The sequence below is a fragment of the Proteus myxofaciens ATCC 19692 genome, assembly GCF_001654855.1.
GTDB lineage: Bacteria > Pseudomonadota > Gammaproteobacteria > Enterobacterales > Enterobacteriaceae > Proteus > Proteus myxofaciens.
The window spans coordinates 1-19496 of record NZ_LXEN01000041.1 but is presented as its reverse complement, the minus strand read 5'-3'; the positions used below and the strand labels follow the sequence as shown (position 1 = coordinate 19496).

The window sequence follows — 19496 nt, the reverse complement described above, 5'->3', positions numbered from 1 at the left end:
TATGAGAGAAGATCACAAATTTAATAAGAGTAGGAAGTATAGTATTACTTCTGCTTTTCTTGTTTCCATTGTCAGTTTTAATTCATTGGCACAAGATTTATGGTTTAATCCTTTACTTTTATCTGATGATGTCGAAAATATTGCTGATCTATCAAATTTTGAGAAAGGTCAAGAAATTCCAGATGGTTTTTATAAAGTTGATGTCTATATCAATAATAATTTTTTATCAACATTAACCTTGGATTTTAAGTTTAATAATGATAAAAGAAGAATGCAGCCCTATTTTAATGAAAATGAAATTGGCCTTATGCCAATTAAACAGGAATATCTTCCTAAAGAAATAAAAACAACAACGATAGATGAACTCTTTCCTGATGCGAAAACTGATTTAGATATTGGTAAATTACGTTTAAATATATCAATACCACAGTTATATATTGATAATAAAGCTAGAGGGTATATTCCTCCTAGTCAATGGAATAGTGGGATTACGAGTGCCATTATTAATTATGCTTATTCAGGTGGTAACTACGATTATAAAGGAAGTTCTTCTAATCGACAGTATTTAAACTTAAGATCAGGACTAAATATTGGTGCATGGAGATTAAGAGACTACTCAACATGGAATTATAATAGCAGTAAACAAGGAGCTAAAAGCGATTTTAATCATGTGAATACAACTTTATCTCGTGATTTAGGTGAATGGCGTTCACGATTAGTTTTAGGCGATACATATACCTCGTCAAATTTATATGATGGTGTTAGTTTCAGAGGTATTAAACTTACTTCTGAAGAATCAATGTTACCTGATAGTTTACGTAATTTTGCACCCGTAGTAAGAGGCATTGCGAAAGGAACTGCAGTTGTTTCTATTAAACAAAGTGGCTATGAAATTTATCAAGAAACTGTTCCAGCAGGACCCTTTGAGATAAATGACTTAAATTCAGTGGGCTCTGGTGGTGATTTATATGTAACAATAAAAGAAGCAGACGGTAGTACTCAATCATTTACGGTTCCATGGTCTTCTTTACCAAATATGCAGCGTGAAGGTGGCTTTCAGTATGCTATTAATTTGGGTGAAGTAAGAAATGGAGGTGCTGAGGTTGAAAAAAATAAATTTGTAATGGGGGAATTCTATTATGGATTAAAAAGTGACTTAACTCTTTTTAGTGGTACTCAATTATCCAAAAATTATAATAGCTTTACATTAGGTAGTGCAAAAAATTTAGGCACATTAGGTGCGGTTTCACTTTCTGTGACGCAGGCACATTCTAAGCTTGCTGATAATAGCTCTCATGATGGACAACAATTTGAAATATCTTATCAAAAGAACTTAGAAAAAACTGATACTGATATTCATTTTGCCGGTTACCGTTATTCTACTAGTGGTTATTATGATTTTAATGATACTAACTACAAATACATGAACCAGGATAAATATGATAATAATGATAATTATTACTATGATTTAAATTTTAAGACTAAAGGAAAAACAAGTATTAATATTTCCCAGCCTATAGGGATCGGTTCTGTTTATTTAAGCGGTGAAAATAAAACATTTTGGAATACCTCTAAAAAAGAAACGTTAGTACAGATGGGATATTCAACCAGTTATAACGGAATTTCTTTTAGTACCAATTATTCTAATAATAAAACGCTATGGAGCGATAAAAATGATCAAATGTTATCATTTAATATATCCGCTCCGATGAGTTTGTTTTTATCACCAGATAGTACAGCTATTTATAAAAATAGTTATATTAGTAACTCTTTTGTTTCCGATTTAAATGGCTCTCTTAATGATCAGATGACATTAAGTGGCAATTTACTTGAGAATGATGCATTAAGTTATAATATATCACAAGGATATAATAAAAATGAGAGAACATTATATCAGAGCAGTGTTTCAGGAACTTATTATTCACCTAAAGTACTTTCTACTGCGGGTTATTCTTATAATAAAGATAGTTCTCAACTTTATTATAGTTTAACAGGTGGTGCGTTAATTCACTCTGGGGGGATAACGTTAGGACAGTCTTTAAATCAAACGGCAATTTTGGTTAAAGCACCGGGAGCTCGCGATATACCAATAAGTGGGCATCGTGGTATTTCAACCGATAGCAACGGATATGCACTTATTCCTTATGCCTCTAATTATCGAGTTAATAGAGTGGAATTAGATATCACTAAACTGCCTAAAAATGTGGAAGTTGAAAATGCTATTGTAAGTGTTGTACCCGATAATGGCGCTGTTGTGCTTGCTAGTTTTGAACCTCAAGTAGGTTATAAAGCTTTTATTAATATTAGCTATAAAGGAGCTCCAATACCTTTCGGTGCTATCGCAACGATAGAAGATAGAAATATTTCATCTTTTATTGGGGATGCAGGACAAGCTTATATTACAGGTCTTAATGACAAAGGAATAATTAATGTGAAATGGGGCAATCAAGCAGATCAAGCTTGCGCTTTCACATATGATTTATCAGATACTGAGAAAAATAAGTCTGTTATTAATTTCTCAGCCCAATGTCAATGAAGTGAAGGTTAATAATGAAAATGAATAAACCACTTTATATTTTACCGATAATTTTACTTTTATCTTGTATATCAATGATGGCTAAAGCGGTAGATACAAATTTAATTATTAAAGGACAGGTTTGGTCTAATTCTTGTGATATAGCGATAGGTAGCCAAAACTTTACGGTTGATCTAGGGGCTAATGCCAGTAAAAACTTTTTAGACTTAAATCGAAGAGGGCCTAAAAAGAGCTTTAATATTATATTGAGTCGATGTGGAGAAACAGCTAAAGGTGCTTATTTAAGTTTTAACGGTCAACAAGACCCTTTTAATCATGATTTATTAAAATTAAATAATGAACCAGAGTCTGCAACAGGAGTCGCTATTATGATAACTGATATTAACGATACCTTATTACCAATTAATAAAAATAGAGCTATTATGGTTGAACTCCAACCTAGTGTCAGTAATGTTATTAATTTAAATGCGGAATTAGTTTCTGTTCGTTTGCCTATCACTATGGGAAAATTTACAGCAAACTCAAACTTTGTACTTGAATACTTATAAAGAAGGTTTGTATGATTAAATATATATCTATCATTATGTTATGTTTATTCAATTTTCCTTCATTGACATATGCACAAACAATTAAGACTTCAAATGTGACTATTAATGGAAGTGTATTAGCAAAGCCATGTACTATTATTCCATCAGATAAAATAGTTGATTTAGGAGATATATTTACTTATAAAATGAATCCTTATTCAGATTGGGTAGATTTTGATATCACAATGATTAATTGTCCTAATGTAACAAATAATGTTTCTGCGGCATTTGTTGGTGATTTTAATACGCAAGGCGATTATTTTATTAATAAAGGAACCTCAACGAATATAGGAATACAAATTCAAAATAAGGATAATTCAGCATTTATTCGTTCAGGTAGTGTTATAAATAAAACAATCAGTAATGTAGACAATAGTAACGTGGTATTTAATCTTTCAGCAAGAGTTATTAAATTAAATGGACCCACTTTATCTGGAACATTACAATCAATTATTAACGTTACATATACGTGGGCTTAGCCAATTATAGAGAGTTTTATTATGAAATATAAGTTATTAATTCTAACATTTGCTTTATTTTCTGTAAGTAATTACTCCTATGCGGATTGGAAAGTTTATTGTGGTCAAGCTAGCCCTTCTATATCCTATGAGGCTGCGCGAACTGAAGGAGTTAGTTCTGGAAGTACTTTACCTAATTCACAGGCACTTTATATAGTAGGATTACCTTCTATTATTTCACCAACCACGGGAAAGGACGGAGTATCGGGCAATGTAGAAGTGAAATGTACACTTGCTCAATCAAAAGAAATAAGGAGTTTTAAGACTAATGATAGATGGCAAAATTACAATGTCTCTGGTGTATGGTCACCTAGAGTTGCCCTAGATTCACTAAATCAAGAATATTTATTGCCTTATACAGGAGGTCACGATAACTCTGATATTGGCGGTGTATATACTGGCTCAATTAGGCATCCAAATGGCAACAATAAATGGTATAAGATAGCAAATAGCCAAAGTACACCTAATGTATTTAGATTTAAGCCTACTGCTGGCATCATTCCTGCTGGAGCTGAACTATTTAAAATGGAGCTAAGGGGAAGAGCTGACCTTCCAGGGTCTGATGAGGCTTTTAATGTTCATGTTCCAGTAATAACATCTAGTGAGATACGAGTATTAGAGCCAACCTGTAATTTCTCTACGCAAGATGTGATTGTAAACTTAAAGCCTTATAATGTAGGTGGATCTACATCACAGCAAGTACCTCTATCAATTATTTGTAATTTTGGAAATAAAGTCGATATTACATTAAGAGGACCAGCAGAGAGTAGCGACTCTTCTATTTTACAAAATACATCAAATAGCAATCCAGCAAAAGGAATTGGTTTTCGAATAACGGATTTAACTGGATATAAATTGAGGGTTAATATACCTAAGACTTACACGTTTGAATCTGATAAAAGTCAATCTTTATTTACTGTAGATTATGCCCCTATTGGATCATCCACAGTAAAAGCAGGTAATGTTCAAAGTATTGTAAATATTGAGATTAAATACAATTAATTAGAATGATATAAATGTTTTTATTACTTGATGTGAAAATTAAATATTAGTATTAATAATAATTCAAATAAGCTTAAATTATAAATGCGGATTTATCTATTTTTATAAAATACTAAGATTAATAAAAATAGTATGATACGCGCTTATAAGAGATTATTCGCGATGGTTATACTACAACTAATACAGAATTAGATGAGTATAGCTATCGCGAAATAAAAATATTTAAAGGTAATGTTTATCTTATTACTAATAATATGACTATATTTAATCTAGTTATTATCTAAAGTCTTATCTATAGACTTATTTTATATTAATCATACATAAAGGTAACACCAATAATAGATTGTACTTTTCCTGCTGTAACTTGCCCTTTTGTTCGAGCATAGCGCGCACTTAATCCTAAACTCGCTGAAGACGTTCCTACTTGGCCTAATGCCACATTTTGATTCGCTGGAATGGCATTACCATTACGAACTATTTCAATACCCACACCCTGTGCTGTATTTGAACCTGAAAATGTATTTGCAAAGATAGAAGTGCTGGTATCTGTTTGTCCTGTTAAATAATAAGAGATATTTTGATTTGATGAACAATAAATAGATAAAGGAACAGGCTGAGCACTACCAGGATATTCAGGGAGTGTGACAGAGACATTACGTGATGACACATTACAGCCACCGGTAGGAATAACAACGTCATTGTTTGCATATAAATTCCATGTAAATGTTGCTGTATGCACATTACCACCACCAATAATATTAGAACCTACTTGGTACATCACTAATGAGGCAAAGAGTGCTCCTTTATTGATAACAACGCCACCCGCAGCTGAAACAGGTGTAAGATAAAGTTGCGTATTCCAGGGCGTATAACTACTTGAGGTAAAATTTTGCTGATGAGTTGGAGAACCCAGCGGAAATGTATAACTTGTTCCATAATACCGTAGTGAGCCTCTAAATTGAGAAAGGGCTCCGCCATAGGCAGATCCTTTTATCATATTTACTAAATCGTTTCGTACTGTGGGATCATCATTTCGACACGATATTGACTGAGAAAGATCAACAACTAAGTTTTGTCCTGTTCCCAAATTGGGTTGAAGATTTACATAAACGCTTGCTGTTGCTGTACCTGAAGCACTATTTAAGGTAAACCCTGTTGCATCTTTGCAAGTAAACGCATTGGCAGAAGAAATACTCGCTAAATAAATAACTAAGTTCACTGATAGTAATTTAACAAAATTTTTTATATTCATGATTAAACTCACTGATAAGTATAGGTGACATCAATAACAGCTTGTATGCTTCCCTGTGTTGCGCCACCTTTAACGGTCAGCGCTCTTACCTGTAAGGGGAAACTGGTTGATGATGTGGTCTCGCTAACGGGAAGTTTTTTTTGTGATCCATTATTTAGGTTATTCCCAGCAGTATCTTGTAATTGAAGTTGAATATTGCTTGCGGTTCCTTGGTTTTTATAATATCCCGTTGTATCCGCGGTTCCTTTAAATGTTGCAGTAACCGCAGAGGTTCCAATTGGGCAATTAACTAAATCCAATGAAACCGAATGCCATTCTGAAGCAGACCCCGGCGTTACTAGATTAAATGTATACAGATCACCCAAATCAATATTGGTTGTTTTTGTTGCAACAGTACAAGGTTTAGCGACAACGCTACCATTAACGGTAACTGTGACATCCGCGGCATAGGTTGATGTTATTTGCATAGTCAATATGCCAAATATTAGCATCAACGTTATCTTCCACTTTTTATTTTTCATGACATCCTCTACTTACTGAAATTCAAGCGTAAAAGTGGCAGTTGCGCGAATATGACCTGGAACAATAGGTAGTTTAGAAGCCATTAAGCGTGCATAAAAACGCAGTGTATTACTTTGTCCTGCAACCAAAGATGTCCACATAATATTGTTACTATCTGAATTCAATGGGAGAGGGATTTTATGGCTATCTAAAATTTGTATCCCAACACCAGAGGCATTAGCGCTACCAGACTCTAAGGCAAGTAGCGATTTATTATTGGTATCAGCTATTCCTACAAATCCTACTTTGACAGCGGTTACAGCGGTGCCACAAGGGGTTAACTCAATATTAAAAGGTACAAATGGCGTGACTTCTCCTGGTGAGTGAAGTTGTCTCACGGCATTAACTAATAAATCAACAACTTGATTTTGAGAGCCAGGTGCAACAGCACAGGTGTTATCTTTCACATTGCCTTTAATATTAATCGTACTATCGGCTGCAAATGCATTTTGAGATAGCAACATGAATGTCAGCATAGCGGCAGAAAGAACTTTTATTTTATCAAACACTATTGACTCCTTAGTTGCATTCCGCAGTATATCTGCTGAGTATTTCTTGCTGGCTTTGTTCTGGCAAAGTGTAATTAACATGGCATTGAGCATCAGCACTATCACCCCAACGAACAGTCAATTTTCCTGTAAGTGGTAAACCTGTTAAGTAAACTTGACCTTCATCAGCCACAATACTATTACCGCTATTTTCAGCAGAAGAAACCATTGCGCCAAAAGGTACGGGTTTGCCATTTTTCATTAAAGTCATCAGTACTTTTATTCCAACTTTAGGTTCAAAGGTTGCACGTACCACTGCTCCACGAGTTGGAACTACACTGACAACAGGATCTTCAAGATCGACATTGTTTGCTAACGAATTAGTATCGAGCGCAATACGGTTTTCACGATATTCAGTGGCGTAAGGTAAAACTGCATAACCACGCCAATCCGTTTCAACACCGGTTTGGTTCTCAACTTTGACATGTTCAGCACCTGGGGCTTTTACTAAAACAACAGTGTCATTCATTGGCTGACTTAATGTGACACCATTCGCATGAGCGACAACTCCACCACTAAGCCCATAATAAGCTTGTCGATAATTATCGGTATAGCTGTAACCAATGTTCGCGTTACCATATGCACCACGATAATTCAGCGCGGTATATGCAGATCCAGTCGAATCTCCTTTTCCACCATCAGCATGGCCTGCTTGAACGCTATAACTTAAGTTATTATCGTCAAGTAATGTGCCATACACTCCCGCTGTGTTATTCATACGGCCTTTTAGATCATGTGATACGTTGTAGCTAGCACTTGCGTTACGCCATATAGATTGGCTATCTGAACGAAGCCAGTTACTAAATGGCATATTCATATTCAATGACAACATTTGGTCATTACCTTCCTGCCAAGAATTCTTAGATAAGCTATAATTCATTCCCCAATTAATTCCTTTAATCAGAGTATTTATACCTATCTGTAATTGCTTATCAGATTTACTGGTATTCCAGTAGGTTTCATGACTTCCTGTCACATACATTGTTGATTGCTCACCTAATTGTTGAGTCACGCTTAACTGGATTTTTTCACGTTTGCTATACGCTAAATTATAATAATCGGTAAGTTGTGGAGTAACGTTTATCACGCCATCTTGCGTTGCTAGGTTATATCCATTCATTCGTTTATAGGTTGTATCAGCAAATGAGTAATATCCCTTTGTTGAATAGCGATAACCTGCCAATTGAATGGTTGTACCTGTTTCATTCATCGATTTGTTATAAAGGAAACGTATTGATTGTCCTTCATGATTAGAATCATCAGGTAATTTAGAATTTGCATGAGTGATATCTATCGATAACGCCCCAAATGCACCAATATTTTTACCAACACCCGCATTAACAGATTGATATCGATTAGCAACCTGTGTTCCACCATAAACAGTCCAACCATTTGATAAACCATGGATTAATGTACCTTGTAAAAAGGTAGGATGCTCTTGTTGGCCATTACCTGAACGATAGTTCCCAAGTGTCACTGCATATTGTGTATGTCCTTCACGTTGCAATAAAGGAACTGAAGAGTAGGGTACGGTGAAGCTTTTTGTTGAACCATCAGATTCTGTAATGGTGACGTGAAGATCGCCACTGCTGCCTGATGCATAGAGATCGTTAATAACAAAAGGGCCAGGTGGAAAAGTATTGCGATAAATTTCATAGCCATTTTGTTTAATAGAAACGTCAGCGGTACCACGAGCAACACCACGAATAACAGGCGCAAAACCTCGCTGACTTTCAGGCAGCATATTGTCGTCAGACGCTAATTGCACACCACGGAAATTAAAGCTATCGAATATGTCACTTGGTGTGTAACTATCACCAAGAGTTAAGCGTGAGCGTAGCTTATTGATTCCACGTTCAATATAAGTATTAATATGCTTCCAACGTGTTTCATTATTTGAGCTACCAGAGCTATGGCTCCATGTTGAGTTATCACGTATACGCCAGGCACCAAGATTGACGCCACTTTGCAAATTCAAATAAGTGTAGCTACTATTTTTTCCGTCTTGGTTACGAGCATTACTCCCAGTCAGGCTATAGTTTAAAATCGCCGCTAAAATTCCTGAATCCCATAGCTCTGGTGGAATAAAGTCTCTTACTCTATTCTTCATATACATTTGAGGAATGGTGATACTTAAGCGTTGTAATCCCACATCAAAGTTTGCTGTTGAATCTGTAATAAATGATGTTAGCGGTTCACATGTTTCTTTAGGGTGCTTATTAATATCAGGAATAGCGAGTGTATTAACACCCATTTTAGCTAACTCACTTTGAGTCAGGCATGGCAATAATTCTTTATTTTTATTATTGCTAATGAAAGGTACATCTCGTGTAAATAAATAACCGTCATTAAGATAAACATCTACACGATAAGTACCTTCAGGAACTTCTTGGCCTTTTTCAAATGCAGATAAATCGGCAACTGCGGAAGGATCATCTGCTAAAAAGCGAGGATTAAAATATAATTCTGCTACTGCCCAAGTTGGATACAAGCTTACACCAATAAAAAAAGCCAATGAAATTAAGGGAAAACGGCGCTCAGATATGCATCCAAAAGACTTCCTTTTTTCCAAAACTAACTGCCCTTTTTTAGATGCTAGATATGACATATTCCCTCCGTGTTTATTGACTAAGTCACACAGTAAAGTATTTAATTAAAAAGGCTTGTGCGCTTTTATATGAGTAAAAACAGCCTTACTGAGTTTTCCCGATCATTTCTGGAGTTAATGCGCCATAGTCATTAATAGTTTGATAGCGTATTTCACCATTTGTATTTGCAGGCATATTAATAGAAGCTTCGCCAAATGGAGCAACTAGGGTATTTTCTAATTTTGCTGAACCCACAGATAATTTTGTGATTGTTGCGTAATATGGCGTTGGATTGATGATGGTGAGTCCGTTAGCTTGACGTGTGAAGCGTAACTCTTCAGCAACTTTATCAGGTGAAATCGATAATTTTGTTGGGCGATAATATAATTTGATACGACTTATAATGGCTAATTGTAAGGTATTATCATTCAGATTCGCTTTATCCATAGCGGGTATCGCTTTGACATTTAACCAAAATAAGCTCTCTCTATCTTTTGGTAATTGATTATTTGTTGCATCAATAATTCGTAAGGTATTTTCTTTTTTACCTTTCATTGAAAATAATGGCGGTGTAATAGCGAATTGATTATCTTTTTGTCCATGCTCGTTTTCTATCCATGATTGAATAAGAAAAACACCTTTTTCGTCATTATTTGTCACAGAAAGTTGAACTTGTTTTTGGTCAGCAGGATAAATAACACGTGTTGCACCTAATGCAACGCCTGCATATATCTGAGTGGATATACTTGAACAGAGTAATATTAATAAAGCAGTAAGTAGCTTATGAGTTATTTTTGTTTTCATGTTTACATCTGTCCTTTTGTTACTCAAAAAATTTAAAATAGACGTGATCATTTTTTCGACATTTTATTCATAAGTGAGTGAGAATAATGCTTGCGCATTTGCCTTACCGCCTGTAATTTCATAGCTTGTCGCGCGATATTTGGCCACAAAATGTAACGTCATATCACCATCTCTAATTGGTGCTATTTTTCGTGGTTTACTATTAAGCGGAATTAAGGTGTTTTTTGAATCAAAAATAGCTAACCCCACTCCTTGCGCTGTATTTGGGCCATCACCAAGAGAATAGATTTCTGGATTTTTATTATTTGCAATACCAGAAAAAGTAATGGCTACATATTCACTAACGGCTTGACTACATTCTCGAAGGTGAATATCAAAGGCAACAGGAGGTGAATCTTCACCAGGAGCATTTAACATATTGCTACGCAATTGCCCCATATTGACCGTTAAGGTTTGGTCTGATGTTTCAACGCTACAAGCTTCTGCGATTAATTCTCCTTGAAAACGCATGCCTCCACCTGGAAGTTGAACTTTCCATTTATTTCCAGCTTGAAGAAACGGAGAAATTAGAAGTAGTAAACCAAACACCGGCCATCTCATGAATTTTCACCTTTTTAATTTCGTTTATAAAAAACCGTCCCTGGCTTATCGAATTCAATGCGCTTAATGCGGCTTAGTGATTATTCGTATTGAACAGCGAACGTTGCATCAGCATTTGCGATACCCGCTGTTGTTGCACCTAAAGCGTAATAACGAGCTTGGAAAGGCAGAACGTTAGCACCGTCGTTTAGCGTGATCGCATTACCAAACGTCGCACCATCAAGGCTTAATGGAACATTTTTATTGTCTAAAATTTGGATACCAACGTTAGTCGCAGAACCCGCAGCAGAAGAAGCTACAGATAATACAGTTGGGTTAGCCGCATTAGCAGATACACCTGTAAATGCCACTTTTGCTGTAGTTGCAACGGTTGTATCACAGTCTTTAAGTTGGATATTAAAACCAACATTACCGCTGGTATCCCCTGCTTTAGCTAATCTAGCTGTACGAACTTGGCCTAAACGGACTGTTTGTTCTATAGAACCAGCATCAACAGCACACGCCGCGTTTACCAGCTCACCTTGAAAATGCACAGTACCGCCATTAACTTTTACAGCGTCAGCAAGAGCTGCTCCTGAAGTTAAAGACAGAGCTGAAACGACAACAAGTGCTAATGATTTAGTTTTCATAAAGTTTCCTTATGTTTATTTATTGTAAAAAATACAGATAATCAAAGAGGATAAATATCGTTTTAATAACCCATAGTTAGAACGAGCGAACTTAATAGAATTGAAATTTGTCATTCAATTCCACGTAAAATATATTTTTAATATTTTTATTTCTTTATTTTGTATTTTTATATTCGGCAGAATCTACAAGACATTTTATTTTTTCAAAGAAAATATCGATATCGTAGCGATTCATCTCAAGAGCATTAAATAGTGTTATCAACTTATCAAAAGTTATATTATTAATTCCATTTTCATAACGAGATATTTGTTGTTGACTAACATTAATTCGTTTTGCTAGTTCATCTCCGGTTAATCCGGTTCTTCTTCGATAAAACTTTAGCATCTTGCCAATATTATTTGATAAAGGATTATTCTCTTGCATTCTAAACCTCTCGAATATTTTTTGCCGACTCATTTCATGTACTTTTTTTATATAAAATATTGTCAACGCATATAAGGTATAGAATTGTATTTTGACTTAGAAATTGTTTTTTCCGATCAAAAACGTCCATTTGATAGGTATTGGCTATCAAGAAGTTGTATTTTGATCGGTTTTCTCGATCAAAGTTGATGTGAGATAAAAAAATATCGTTATTAATTAGCTAGCTAACTAAAGCGAAATTTAATTTTAATAATAGTATTTATAATTGAACAAATAATAAAAAATGATGATTACACGAAAAGCGTGTATTACTGAAACAATTATTTACAAAAAATGAGTAATTATTATTTGATACAAGTTTAATTTTTAAAAAAATTAAGTTTCACTTAAGATAAAAACAGTTTCATAAAGTAAAACACCAATTACGTGTTATTATGAAATAATATTTTTCTTGTAAGATAAATATTTTAATTTTATTTTTTTATAAGAGTGAATAAGGGTTTTATCTATGGCGCTAGAGCATTATTTGGATATTTATTTCATTGTTAAATTATATCTTACGGAATCTAACTTTATTTTTTCTAATGTAGATTAAGTAATTTTTGTATCTTTATCTTGGTTGCAAAATAACTAGTATGACCTTAATTAGATGCTCACAAGTATAGTGACAACTCTTCATTAAATTTAGAAAAGAGAACATTCATTAAAATAGTTAATTTATTTTGTTGTGGAAGTATGTTGAGGGTATTAATGGTTTCAATTTTATGCCGTAATTGAGGCTATCTTTTTTATGAAGAGATGTTACAGGTGGGTTTTTACGTAGTTAAATATAAATAGGAAAGGTTATCTACTGAATTTATTTATAGTATAATAAATTCAGTTAGTTACGTTGGTTTGGAGCTGACTTTTTCCTTGTGTACTGATATGTCGATAATCCAATTTCTTACTTTAATGACAAATTCATCTTTTCAGCATCTAAAATAAGAGACTTTATTTTATGAAAGCCTCTTACTTATTTGTTATTCACAGTTTCCTACTGAATAAAATTTGTCAAATATAACAATATACTTACGCGTTTTTTTCTTTAAACGTGGGTCCTTAATTTCTTGATTAGGGAGTAAATAAAACATATAAGGCTCTGAATCATCATTAGTATTACAACTTTCGTGTAGTAAGACTCGAAAATAGGTGTTTCCAGTATTTTTAAGTATGCCTTCATTTGGATTTAAAGAGTATTTGAAGTCTGGATTTTTAGGTCTTACAACAAAATAAGTTTCTAGACTAATTGTAGGGTAAAATAGCGGTTGCTTCTTTTTTCCGTCATCATTACGCATATCTAGAGGCGTTTCGCTAATGATAATTTTATAATAGCGTTCAATTTCATCGGCTTGTCCTCGATAAAAAATTTTAAAATATTCCTGTTCTCCAGGTAATAAAATTTTCTTTAATGGTGTGAAGATAATTTCACCATTATGAATAGGGGTTCCATGTTCTTGATTACCAGGCCTATCAATTTTATAGGCACTAAAGTTATACAAATTCGTTTTTTGGGTATCATTTATATAAGGCTTAGAAAAAAATTCTTTTCCTGAATCTATAGAAGAGATATCAGAATTAATATATAACGCATATGCATTGCTGTTGAACGAAGATAGCAAAATCATAAATAGGATTTTAAGCAAAAAAAAGAGTCTCATATTAAAAATCCAATATTGAATTGAAAAGGGAATTTGCTTCAATAAAAAGCTACTTACATTTTTTTTTGTAAGTAGCTGAAATATAATCGTTAGTAATTACTGAATATCTGGTCCTGTCCAAATTGCTTTGACGGTTATTGTTCCACTTGCCGAAACGGTTCCTAACCAATCAATTCCATCTAGGGTAAAAAATGAATTGGAATCATTCATCGGGAATAACAAATCTAAATTAGTACGATAAAAAGAGCCTAAATCCTCATTGGGTTTATCCCAAGGAGTTTCTGTCCATAATGCATTTTTTAATGAAATCTCATTACTATCACAACTTGCTCGATATGATTCCTTCACGCCTTTTTCATTTTTAAATGAAAGATAAGCAGAAAAGGGGACATTAAATTTGCTATCACTTGATGTAAATAAACAGTATGACTGATTCTTAAGTGTTGTTTGAGGCCCTTCAACTTTGGCTGTAATAGAGTCAGCTTGTCTTGGTCCACTTGTGGTAACAATATAATTAAATTCTATTGGTGGCTCTTCATTACCTACTTTACCGGTTTTCGATGGATTAGGATTAAAATCAGCAGGGATAATACTAATTCCATAATCTCTTGGTTTAATAACTAAATAGTTTGATGGTGTAAACTCATAGAATCCGGATTGAGGAAGTGGTGACTGAAAAGCAAATGTATAAACACTATCAGCTAATGTAACGTTTGAGTTTGGCGATGCATCTACAAGAGATTTTAAATAGGTATTTGATAGAAAAACCTCAATATTTTGTGATCCGTTATTAAAAATCTCAGACATATTTGTTGTTGACGACCAATTTGTCCAACGGGAGCTATTTGTTCCTTTATATTTTATTGATGAAGCACTAGGCGCTCTTGATAAGCCTAATTTGGCGCTATCAATATACATACGTACAGTAAATGATCCGCTAATTGATGAACCTTTTGTTTCTAATTCTACCAATTTACAAATAACACCAGAGTCATTTCCTACAATACCTGTCGAGCAAAAATTAGAACCAAGCCCAATAGTCGGATTACCATTACTATCGACAAAGACTTCTTGTAAGGCCCCTGTACCTTTTAGAATAATATTACCTTTTTTATTGGTGGGAATGTAATGTTGTTGCGTAGTTATTCTACCCCCACTCGTCATACACGTTGTATTCCCTAAATCATAATCATCACGGCTTGTACAAGTTCTTAAATCAAAAGTGTATTCTGTACCTGGTGATAATTCTGCTAACCAGCGATAAAACGATTCTGAGAGAATAGGTCTGGAATAACCTGATTCACCAGGTGTTCCAGTTTGTTGTATTTTATAGGCACCATTTTCACGTAATTGCTGAGCAGGCCAATAAGAGGTTGCAGGGCAATTTCGATTATTGGTCATACAACGGTTTCCAATAAAAGGTTGGTTTACTGGTGAGTTTTCTAACCAAATATCACCAGTATTATAACTTGAACTAAAAGGTGAACCACTATAGCCCATATAACCTAAACTTAATTGACTATTACGCTGATATTTTGTGAAAACATTTGAACCAGAAAAACGAGGATCAACTCTATTGGCAACAATAAAGAATTCATTATCAATTTGGTTTTCAACAATGACATATTCTTGTAATGGTGCTGTAGCTGAAAAAGATTTTGGCGTTAAAACAGCAAATGAAAGTGAGAGTGCTATTATCGGTAATAATCGCATATTAAATTCGCCTCTAAGAGATACTTAACGTTTAGCAAATGCTTTCTGAGGCGAACAAGTCACCTCGCCAACCCACAATGCACCACGTGCACCTTGAAGGTTTAAATCTGCTTCACAAATTGTTTGTTGGTCATCTTGTAATAACGAGATCACAGGATATCGAACATCAACGTCCATTGAGAATTCGCCATTTTGATCTGTTTTAGTTCGACCGATATGATTACGAATTGAGGCATATTTTATATATTCACCATCAGGTGATTTTAGGCGTCCAAATACGGTTATTAATTGCCTTACCTCTGGTTGATAAAGAGCAATATTTCCTGGATATAATGTGACAGCTTTATTTCGACCAGAGACAATATCAAAACTGTCTTTTGATTTACCGTCATTCATTAATTGGATGTCATAATCAGAAAAGGGGGATAGTGGAATAAAAGTATTTTTACCACTAATAGGATAATTTTGACCATTTACTTTGGCGACCATACTACCAGTGCCTTCAATCTCAGAGTTAATAATCACCCCAGATTTACCTTGTTGTCCACTTGGTGTGATCATTCCGCCACTATATGCTACTGAGCCACGTGATGTTAAATTGCCATTGAGTCTATTATTATCTGGTCTATTGACAGTGATTGTACCTGAATTATATTTCGTATCGTAAGATGCATAGCCCAGAGTTGAAAAATTAGATTCGCCATTATCTTTATCACGTATTAATTTTGAAACCGAAATACCAGCATTGGTGATAACTGAATCATTAAAGTTTTTATTCGCGTAAATATTTGCTTTCACGTTTCCATTTGTTGTAGAAACACCGGTACTTAACCAAGTAGAAAGTGGCAAAGAGAAATCGAGATTAATATATTTTTCATTAGTGCTATTTTGATTATCATAATGATAACGTTGAACACCAGCTCTTAATCCCACTGTTCCATAACGGCCTGAAAATAATGTATTGGCATATTCATAGTTAATAGAATCACTGCCAACACGGCGATCTTTTGTATTACTGATAGTTAATGAACCAGTTCTCGCAATAAGTTTGTCAAAATTAATTGTGGCGCCATAGGAATAACTATCAGCGTCATAAAGAGGTAAATCACCTTTTACGATGGTCTTTTCTTTAGAAGCCCATAATGAACCATAGCCTTCTGGAATATTGATAGAAAAAGTTCCTATATTACGATGGCTACCATGGTTTTCTAACAAGCCTTGCCAAGCTACAGAAATATAGTTATTTAATGCAATATTGAGGCTAGTTTCTTGTACTGCAAATTTATCAAATCCATAATTGGACATTTGCAAACGAACACCAGATAACAGAAGGAAGTTATATGCAAAGGAAATTCCGGCTAAATAACTTTGCCCAGGTGTTTGGCTTTGTGAATTTTCACCTCTTATAAAATGGCGTTTATCAAAATCTATATAACCGCCATAAATTTCCCAAGTGAGTTTATTGTAATCACCATGTCCAGTACCAAAAGATTTGTTAATAGTTTGATGTTGTGTTGTTACAACTTTACCATCAATAACAGTTTCAATCGTAACTTCGTAAATACCATAAGGTAAAATACTAGTATCAACTTCAAAATTACCCATTGGGAAATTTTGAATATTTAATAATTTACCTTGACGATAAATGCGAACTTCACCTGGACTATTTAAAAAAGCATAAATAGGCGTTAATGACTGTTGTTTATTAACCACCATACTTGAAGAATTATTTCCAATTGAAGCGGCATAAATCTTGCTACTACTGAGCGCTGTCAAACTGGCAATTGATTGTAAATTCCATGTACTCATTAAACCTACGGCAAAGCGAAGCCCATCGAAATCGCGTTCATACATTGCACGATAAAGTTCAACATTTGAGTTAGATTTCCCAATGCCATAAGCTGATGCATTAACATTAAAATGATGTTCAGCTACTGCAAATAAGGTATCTAAATTAAAATAGCTACTCGAAGAATTCTTAGAATCTTTGACCCGACTTTGAAATACGCCTAAATCATAGTTAGCAACAGCTGATAATGAATTAACTGAAGAATATCCTAACACTGATTGTCTGGTAAATTCTTTTGGCGAAAAAGCAGCTTTATCAACGTCTAATGATAAATTGAATGATGAAATATTTAATTGAAGAACTGCATTATTATCAATAACGATACTATTATTTTCATTAAAAATAACATTTTTCTTATTTTCAAGATTATCAACTAATAAATTATTTAGCTTTGCACCTTGATTATTTTCAATAAGATGAATGCTTGATAATTTTATTTTATCTTTATCAATAACAATGATTGCATCAGCAATTTTACTTTCACTTTGATTTTTCTTAGTATCATCATTTAGTCGTAAAAAAACAGGAACAGACATTCCTTCTTCCAAGGCATTAACAAATGCAGGAGGAATAATATATCCACCAATTTTAATACTATTTATTTCGTTAGCATTAATCGAGCATGAAAAAATAATACTAAATATTGATAAAGCAATAGCACTTTTACGCATGATTTAAATCCATTATTCATTATTTAACAACAATGAACTCTCCTTTGTGCCAAATACCTACACTTGATTTTTTATTTGAGAGATCGACAAATTGTAATTTAACGGCAAGATGTGGCATCAAGTAATAACGTTCACGGCAAATTCCATCTACACTGTATTTTTGTTTTTCTTCTAAACAAGGCCCTGAAGCAACAACTCTAAATGAACTATTTCCAATATTAGAAACTTGAGCATTTGAATATTGATAATTAAATTTTTCTATCCTAGGTGCGACAACTAATATTGTACTAATTGTTGCAGATGTTGTTGCGGATGCTGATTTTGAACTTTTCGTTATCCCCGTTTCACCGATAGGATCATCTTTCCAATTTAATCGGTAATAACGTTCCTTATCATCTTCTGGGCCTTGATATATTATTTTAAATATATCCGTTGCATTACCTGGTAGAATGATATTCGCAGGTGTTGATAATATTTCATTAGGATCAGTTATTGAAATAACTTTCCCATTTTCAAGAGGAGAATCTATTTTTTCTATCGTTAAATTTACTAATCTTGCCGTACTTACTGTATTTTCAATTTCTTTAGCTAGTGTGTTTTCATTTGATGGAATTATCTCAGTAATATTTCCTACATTTACAGCAAAACTATTTTTTATGGGTAACCATGATAATAAAATTAGCGCTAAAGTTATTTTTTTCATAATCATCATTTTTAAAATAAGAATGACGATAAAGATATTATTTCCATATAGTATCTTTATCGTAGATATTTATTTATCTAATATAGGAATAATTAAGGTGCTGGAGCTGGAGTAAAATCACCATCCCAACTAGCAGTGAATTGCACTTTTACATCACCATCCCATGTACCATCGGTTAATTCTTTAAAGTCAGCCGCTTCACCTGCTTTTTCAGCATTTGCGATAACAAAGGTAAATTCACCACGGTCTGTTGCTCGCTCAGAACCATTGTAAATACCATCAGCTGCTAAATTATCTAAACCAGATGTTAAGCCTTTTGATGTATCAACTAAAACAACATCAGTATTTTTATTTAAATCTTGGCCATTCCATTTAACACCAACCGTTAATTTAGAATCATCAGTTGTTCTTGCTAAAGTATTAGCAACAATTTTTGAAGCTAATTTAAAATCTGTTGCTCCTGCTTGGCCTTGGATAGCAATATCGAATGCACCATTTTGTTGATTAAAGCTTTTTTGGCCTTCAGCATAATTAAAAGTTAAACTTTTCAATGGAGTAACAACTAGCATACTTGTTGTATCTTTAATTGCAGTAGCTTGCCATGTTGCTGTTGCTTGAGCGGTACGCGTATCTGCATTAGCAACAGTAGCAAAAGAAGCAGCAATAACAGTTGATAGCAAAACAGAAGCCATTTTTTTATTTAACATATTATTCTCTCTAATTTAAACTTATATCAAAAAATAATTACATAATATAAAAAACACGTTATCTGTGTTTTTTATAAAATATAATCAATAAAATAATCAGTTTTCAT

At 33.9% G+C, this 19496-nt stretch carries 17 protein-coding genes; 4 read left to right on the top strand and 13 right to left on the bottom strand.

What is annotated here, in order from left to right; translation table 11 throughout:
• Position 1 precedes the first annotated feature (1 nt).
• The 4 genes from M983_RS04925 to M983_RS04910 are packed head-to-tail and all read left to right on the top strand — an operon-like array spanning position 2 to position 4643.
• Positions 2 to 2536 (top strand): fimbria/pilus outer membrane usher protein, encoded by a 2535-nt coding sequence (locus M983_RS04925; RefSeq protein ID WP_066747928.1) that lies wholly within the window; start codon positions 2 to 4, stop codon positions 2534 to 2536.
• Between the two features lie 20 nt (positions 2537 to 2556).
• Positions 2557 to 3084, top strand: a complete 528-nt coding sequence (locus M983_RS04920) for a fimbrial protein (protein ID WP_167348672.1) — start codon at positions 2557 to 2559, stop codon at positions 3082 to 3084.
• 11 nt (positions 3085 to 3095) lie between these two features.
• The gene (locus tag M983_RS04915) at positions 3096 to 3602 is read left to right on the top strand and encodes a fimbrial protein (protein ID WP_066747922.1); all 507 of its coding nucleotides are present in this window, start codon (positions 3096 to 3098) and stop codon (positions 3600 to 3602) included.
• 21 nt (positions 3603 to 3623) lie between these two features.
• Positions 3624 to 4643: a fimbrial protein gene (locus M983_RS04910; protein ID WP_066747919.1), complete on the top strand. Its 1020-nt coding sequence runs from the start codon at positions 3624 to 3626 to the stop codon at positions 4641 to 4643.
• A gap of 310 nt (positions 4644 to 4953) precedes the next feature.
• Here M983_RS04910 and M983_RS04905 read toward each other — a convergent pair whose 3' ends face one another.
• From M983_RS04905 to ecpA, 13 genes are all read right to left on the bottom strand, one after another.
• Positions 4954 to 5895: a fimbrial protein gene (locus M983_RS04905; protein ID WP_066747916.1), complete on the bottom strand. Its 942-nt coding sequence runs from the start codon at positions 5893 to 5895 to the stop codon at positions 4954 to 4956.
• 8 nt (positions 5896 to 5903) lie between these two features.
• Complete coding sequence (gene fimG / locus M983_RS04900; RefSeq protein ID WP_245684013.1) at positions 5904 to 6386, bottom strand: type 1 fimbrial minor subunit FimG; 483 nt, start codon at positions 6384 to 6386, stop codon at positions 5904 to 5906.
• A gap of 42 nt (positions 6387 to 6428) precedes the next feature.
• Positions 6429 to 6965: a type 1 fimbrial adaptor subunit FimF gene (gene fimF / locus M983_RS04895; RefSeq protein WP_425415166.1), complete on the bottom strand. Its 537-nt coding sequence runs from the start codon at positions 6963 to 6965 to the stop codon at positions 6429 to 6431.
• A gap of 10 nt (positions 6966 to 6975) precedes the next feature.
• Positions 6976 to 9612, bottom strand: a complete 2637-nt coding sequence (locus M983_RS04890; RefSeq protein WP_066747911.1) for a fimbrial biogenesis usher protein — start codon at positions 9610 to 9612, stop codon at positions 6976 to 6978.
• A gap of 85 nt (positions 9613 to 9697) precedes the next feature.
• Positions 9698 to 10423 (bottom strand): fimbria/pilus periplasmic chaperone, encoded by a 726-nt coding sequence (locus tag M983_RS04885; protein ID WP_245684012.1) that lies wholly within the window; start codon positions 10421 to 10423, stop codon positions 9698 to 9700.
• A 36-nt stretch (positions 10424 to 10459) separates the two neighbouring features.
• Entirely contained in the window at positions 10460 to 10996 is a 537-nt protein-coding gene (locus M983_RS04880; protein WP_066747899.1) for a fimbrial protein, read from the bottom strand.
• 80 nt (positions 10997 to 11076) lie between these two features.
• Positions 11077 to 11625: a type 1 fimbrial major subunit FimA gene (gene fimA, locus M983_RS04875; RefSeq protein WP_066747896.1), complete on the bottom strand. Its 549-nt coding sequence runs from the start codon at positions 11623 to 11625 to the stop codon at positions 11077 to 11079.
• A 154-nt stretch (positions 11626 to 11779) separates the two neighbouring features.
• Positions 11780 to 12049 carry a helix-turn-helix domain-containing protein gene (locus tag M983_RS04870; protein ID WP_066748023.1) on the bottom strand — a complete coding sequence of 90 codons (270 nt, stop codon included), beginning with the start codon at positions 12047 to 12049 and terminating at the stop codon, positions 11780 to 11782.
• Positions 12050 to 13068: 1019 nt separating this feature from the next.
• Positions 13069 to 13746: a fimbrial protein gene (locus M983_RS04865; protein WP_066747894.1), complete on the bottom strand. Its 678-nt coding sequence runs from the start codon at positions 13744 to 13746 to the stop codon at positions 13069 to 13071.
• 96 nt (positions 13747 to 13842) lie between these two features.
• On the bottom strand, positions 13843 to 15459 hold the full coding sequence (locus M983_RS04860) for a fimbrial protein (RefSeq protein WP_066747892.1): 1617 nt from the start codon (positions 15457 to 15459) through the stop codon (positions 13843 to 13845).
• A 24-nt stretch (positions 15460 to 15483) separates the two neighbouring features.
• Positions 15484 to 17979, bottom strand: coding sequence for a CS1-pili formation C-terminal domain-containing protein (locus tag M983_RS04855; protein WP_066747889.1), 2496 nt, complete (start codon positions 17977 to 17979; stop codon positions 15484 to 15486).
• Positions 17980 to 17998: 19 nt separating this feature from the next.
• On the bottom strand, positions 17999 to 18682 hold the full coding sequence (locus M983_RS04850) for an EcpB family pilus assembly chaperone (protein ID WP_066748020.1): 684 nt from the start codon (positions 18680 to 18682) through the stop codon (positions 17999 to 18001).
• Positions 18683 to 18774: 92 nt separating this feature from the next.
• The gene (gene ecpA / locus M983_RS04845; protein WP_066747886.1) at positions 18775 to 19389 is read right to left on the bottom strand and encodes a common pilus major fimbrillin subunit EcpA; all 615 of its coding nucleotides are present in this window, start codon (positions 19387 to 19389) and stop codon (positions 18775 to 18777) included.
• Between the last annotated feature and the right edge of the window lie 107 nt (positions 19390 to 19496).

Bases quoted from the DNA above. Each gene is read 5' to 3' on its own strand.
- ecpA (WP_066747886.1), bottom strand. From the start codon at position 19,389: ATGTTAAATAAAAAAATGGCTTCTGTTTTGCTATCAACTGTTATTGCT.
- M983_RS04855 (WP_066747889.1), bottom strand. From the start codon at position 17,979: ATGCGTAAAAGTGCTATTGCTTTATCAATATTTAGTATTATTTTTTCA.
- M983_RS04850 (WP_066748020.1), bottom strand. From the start codon at position 18,682: ATGAAAAAAATAACTTTAGCGCTAATTTTATTATCATGGTTACCCATA.
- fimG (WP_245684013.1), bottom strand. From the start codon at position 6,386: ATGCTAATATTTGGCATATTGACTATGCAAATAACATCAACCTATGCC.
- M983_RS04915 (WP_066747922.1), top strand. From the start codon at position 3,096: ATGATTAAATATATATCTATCATTATGTTATGTTTATTCAATTTTCCT.
- M983_RS04925 (WP_066747928.1), top strand. From the start codon at position 2: ATGAGAGAAGATCACAAATTTAATAAGAGTAGGAAGTATAGTATTACT.
- M983_RS04880 (WP_066747899.1), bottom strand. From the start codon at position 10,996: ATGAGATGGCCGGTGTTTGGTTTACTACTTCTAATTTCTCCGTTTCTT.
- fimA (WP_066747896.1), bottom strand. From the start codon at position 11,625: ATGAAAACTAAATCATTAGCACTTGTTGTCGTTTCAGCTCTGTCTTTA.
- M983_RS04890 (WP_066747911.1), bottom strand. From the start codon at position 9,612: ATGTCATATCTAGCATCTAAAAAAGGGCAGTTAGTTTTGGAAAAAAGG.
- M983_RS04860 (WP_066747892.1), bottom strand. From the start codon at position 15,459: ATGCGATTATTACCGATAATAGCACTCTCACTTTCATTTGCTGTTTTA.
- M983_RS04865 (WP_066747894.1), bottom strand. From the start codon at position 13,746: ATGAGACTCTTTTTTTTGCTTAAAATCCTATTTATGATTTTGCTATCT.
- M983_RS04910 (WP_066747919.1), top strand. From the start codon at position 3,624: ATGAAATATAAGTTATTAATTCTAACATTTGCTTTATTTTCTGTAAGT.
- M983_RS04870 (WP_066748023.1), bottom strand. From the start codon at position 12,049: ATGCAAGAGAATAATCCTTTATCAAATAATATTGGCAAGATGCTAAAG.
- M983_RS04920 (WP_167348672.1), top strand. From the start codon at position 2,557: ATGAATAAACCACTTTATATTTTACCGATAATTTTACTTTTATCTTGT.
- M983_RS04905 (WP_066747916.1), bottom strand. From the start codon at position 5,895: ATGAATATAAAAAATTTTGTTAAATTACTATCAGTGAACTTAGTTATT.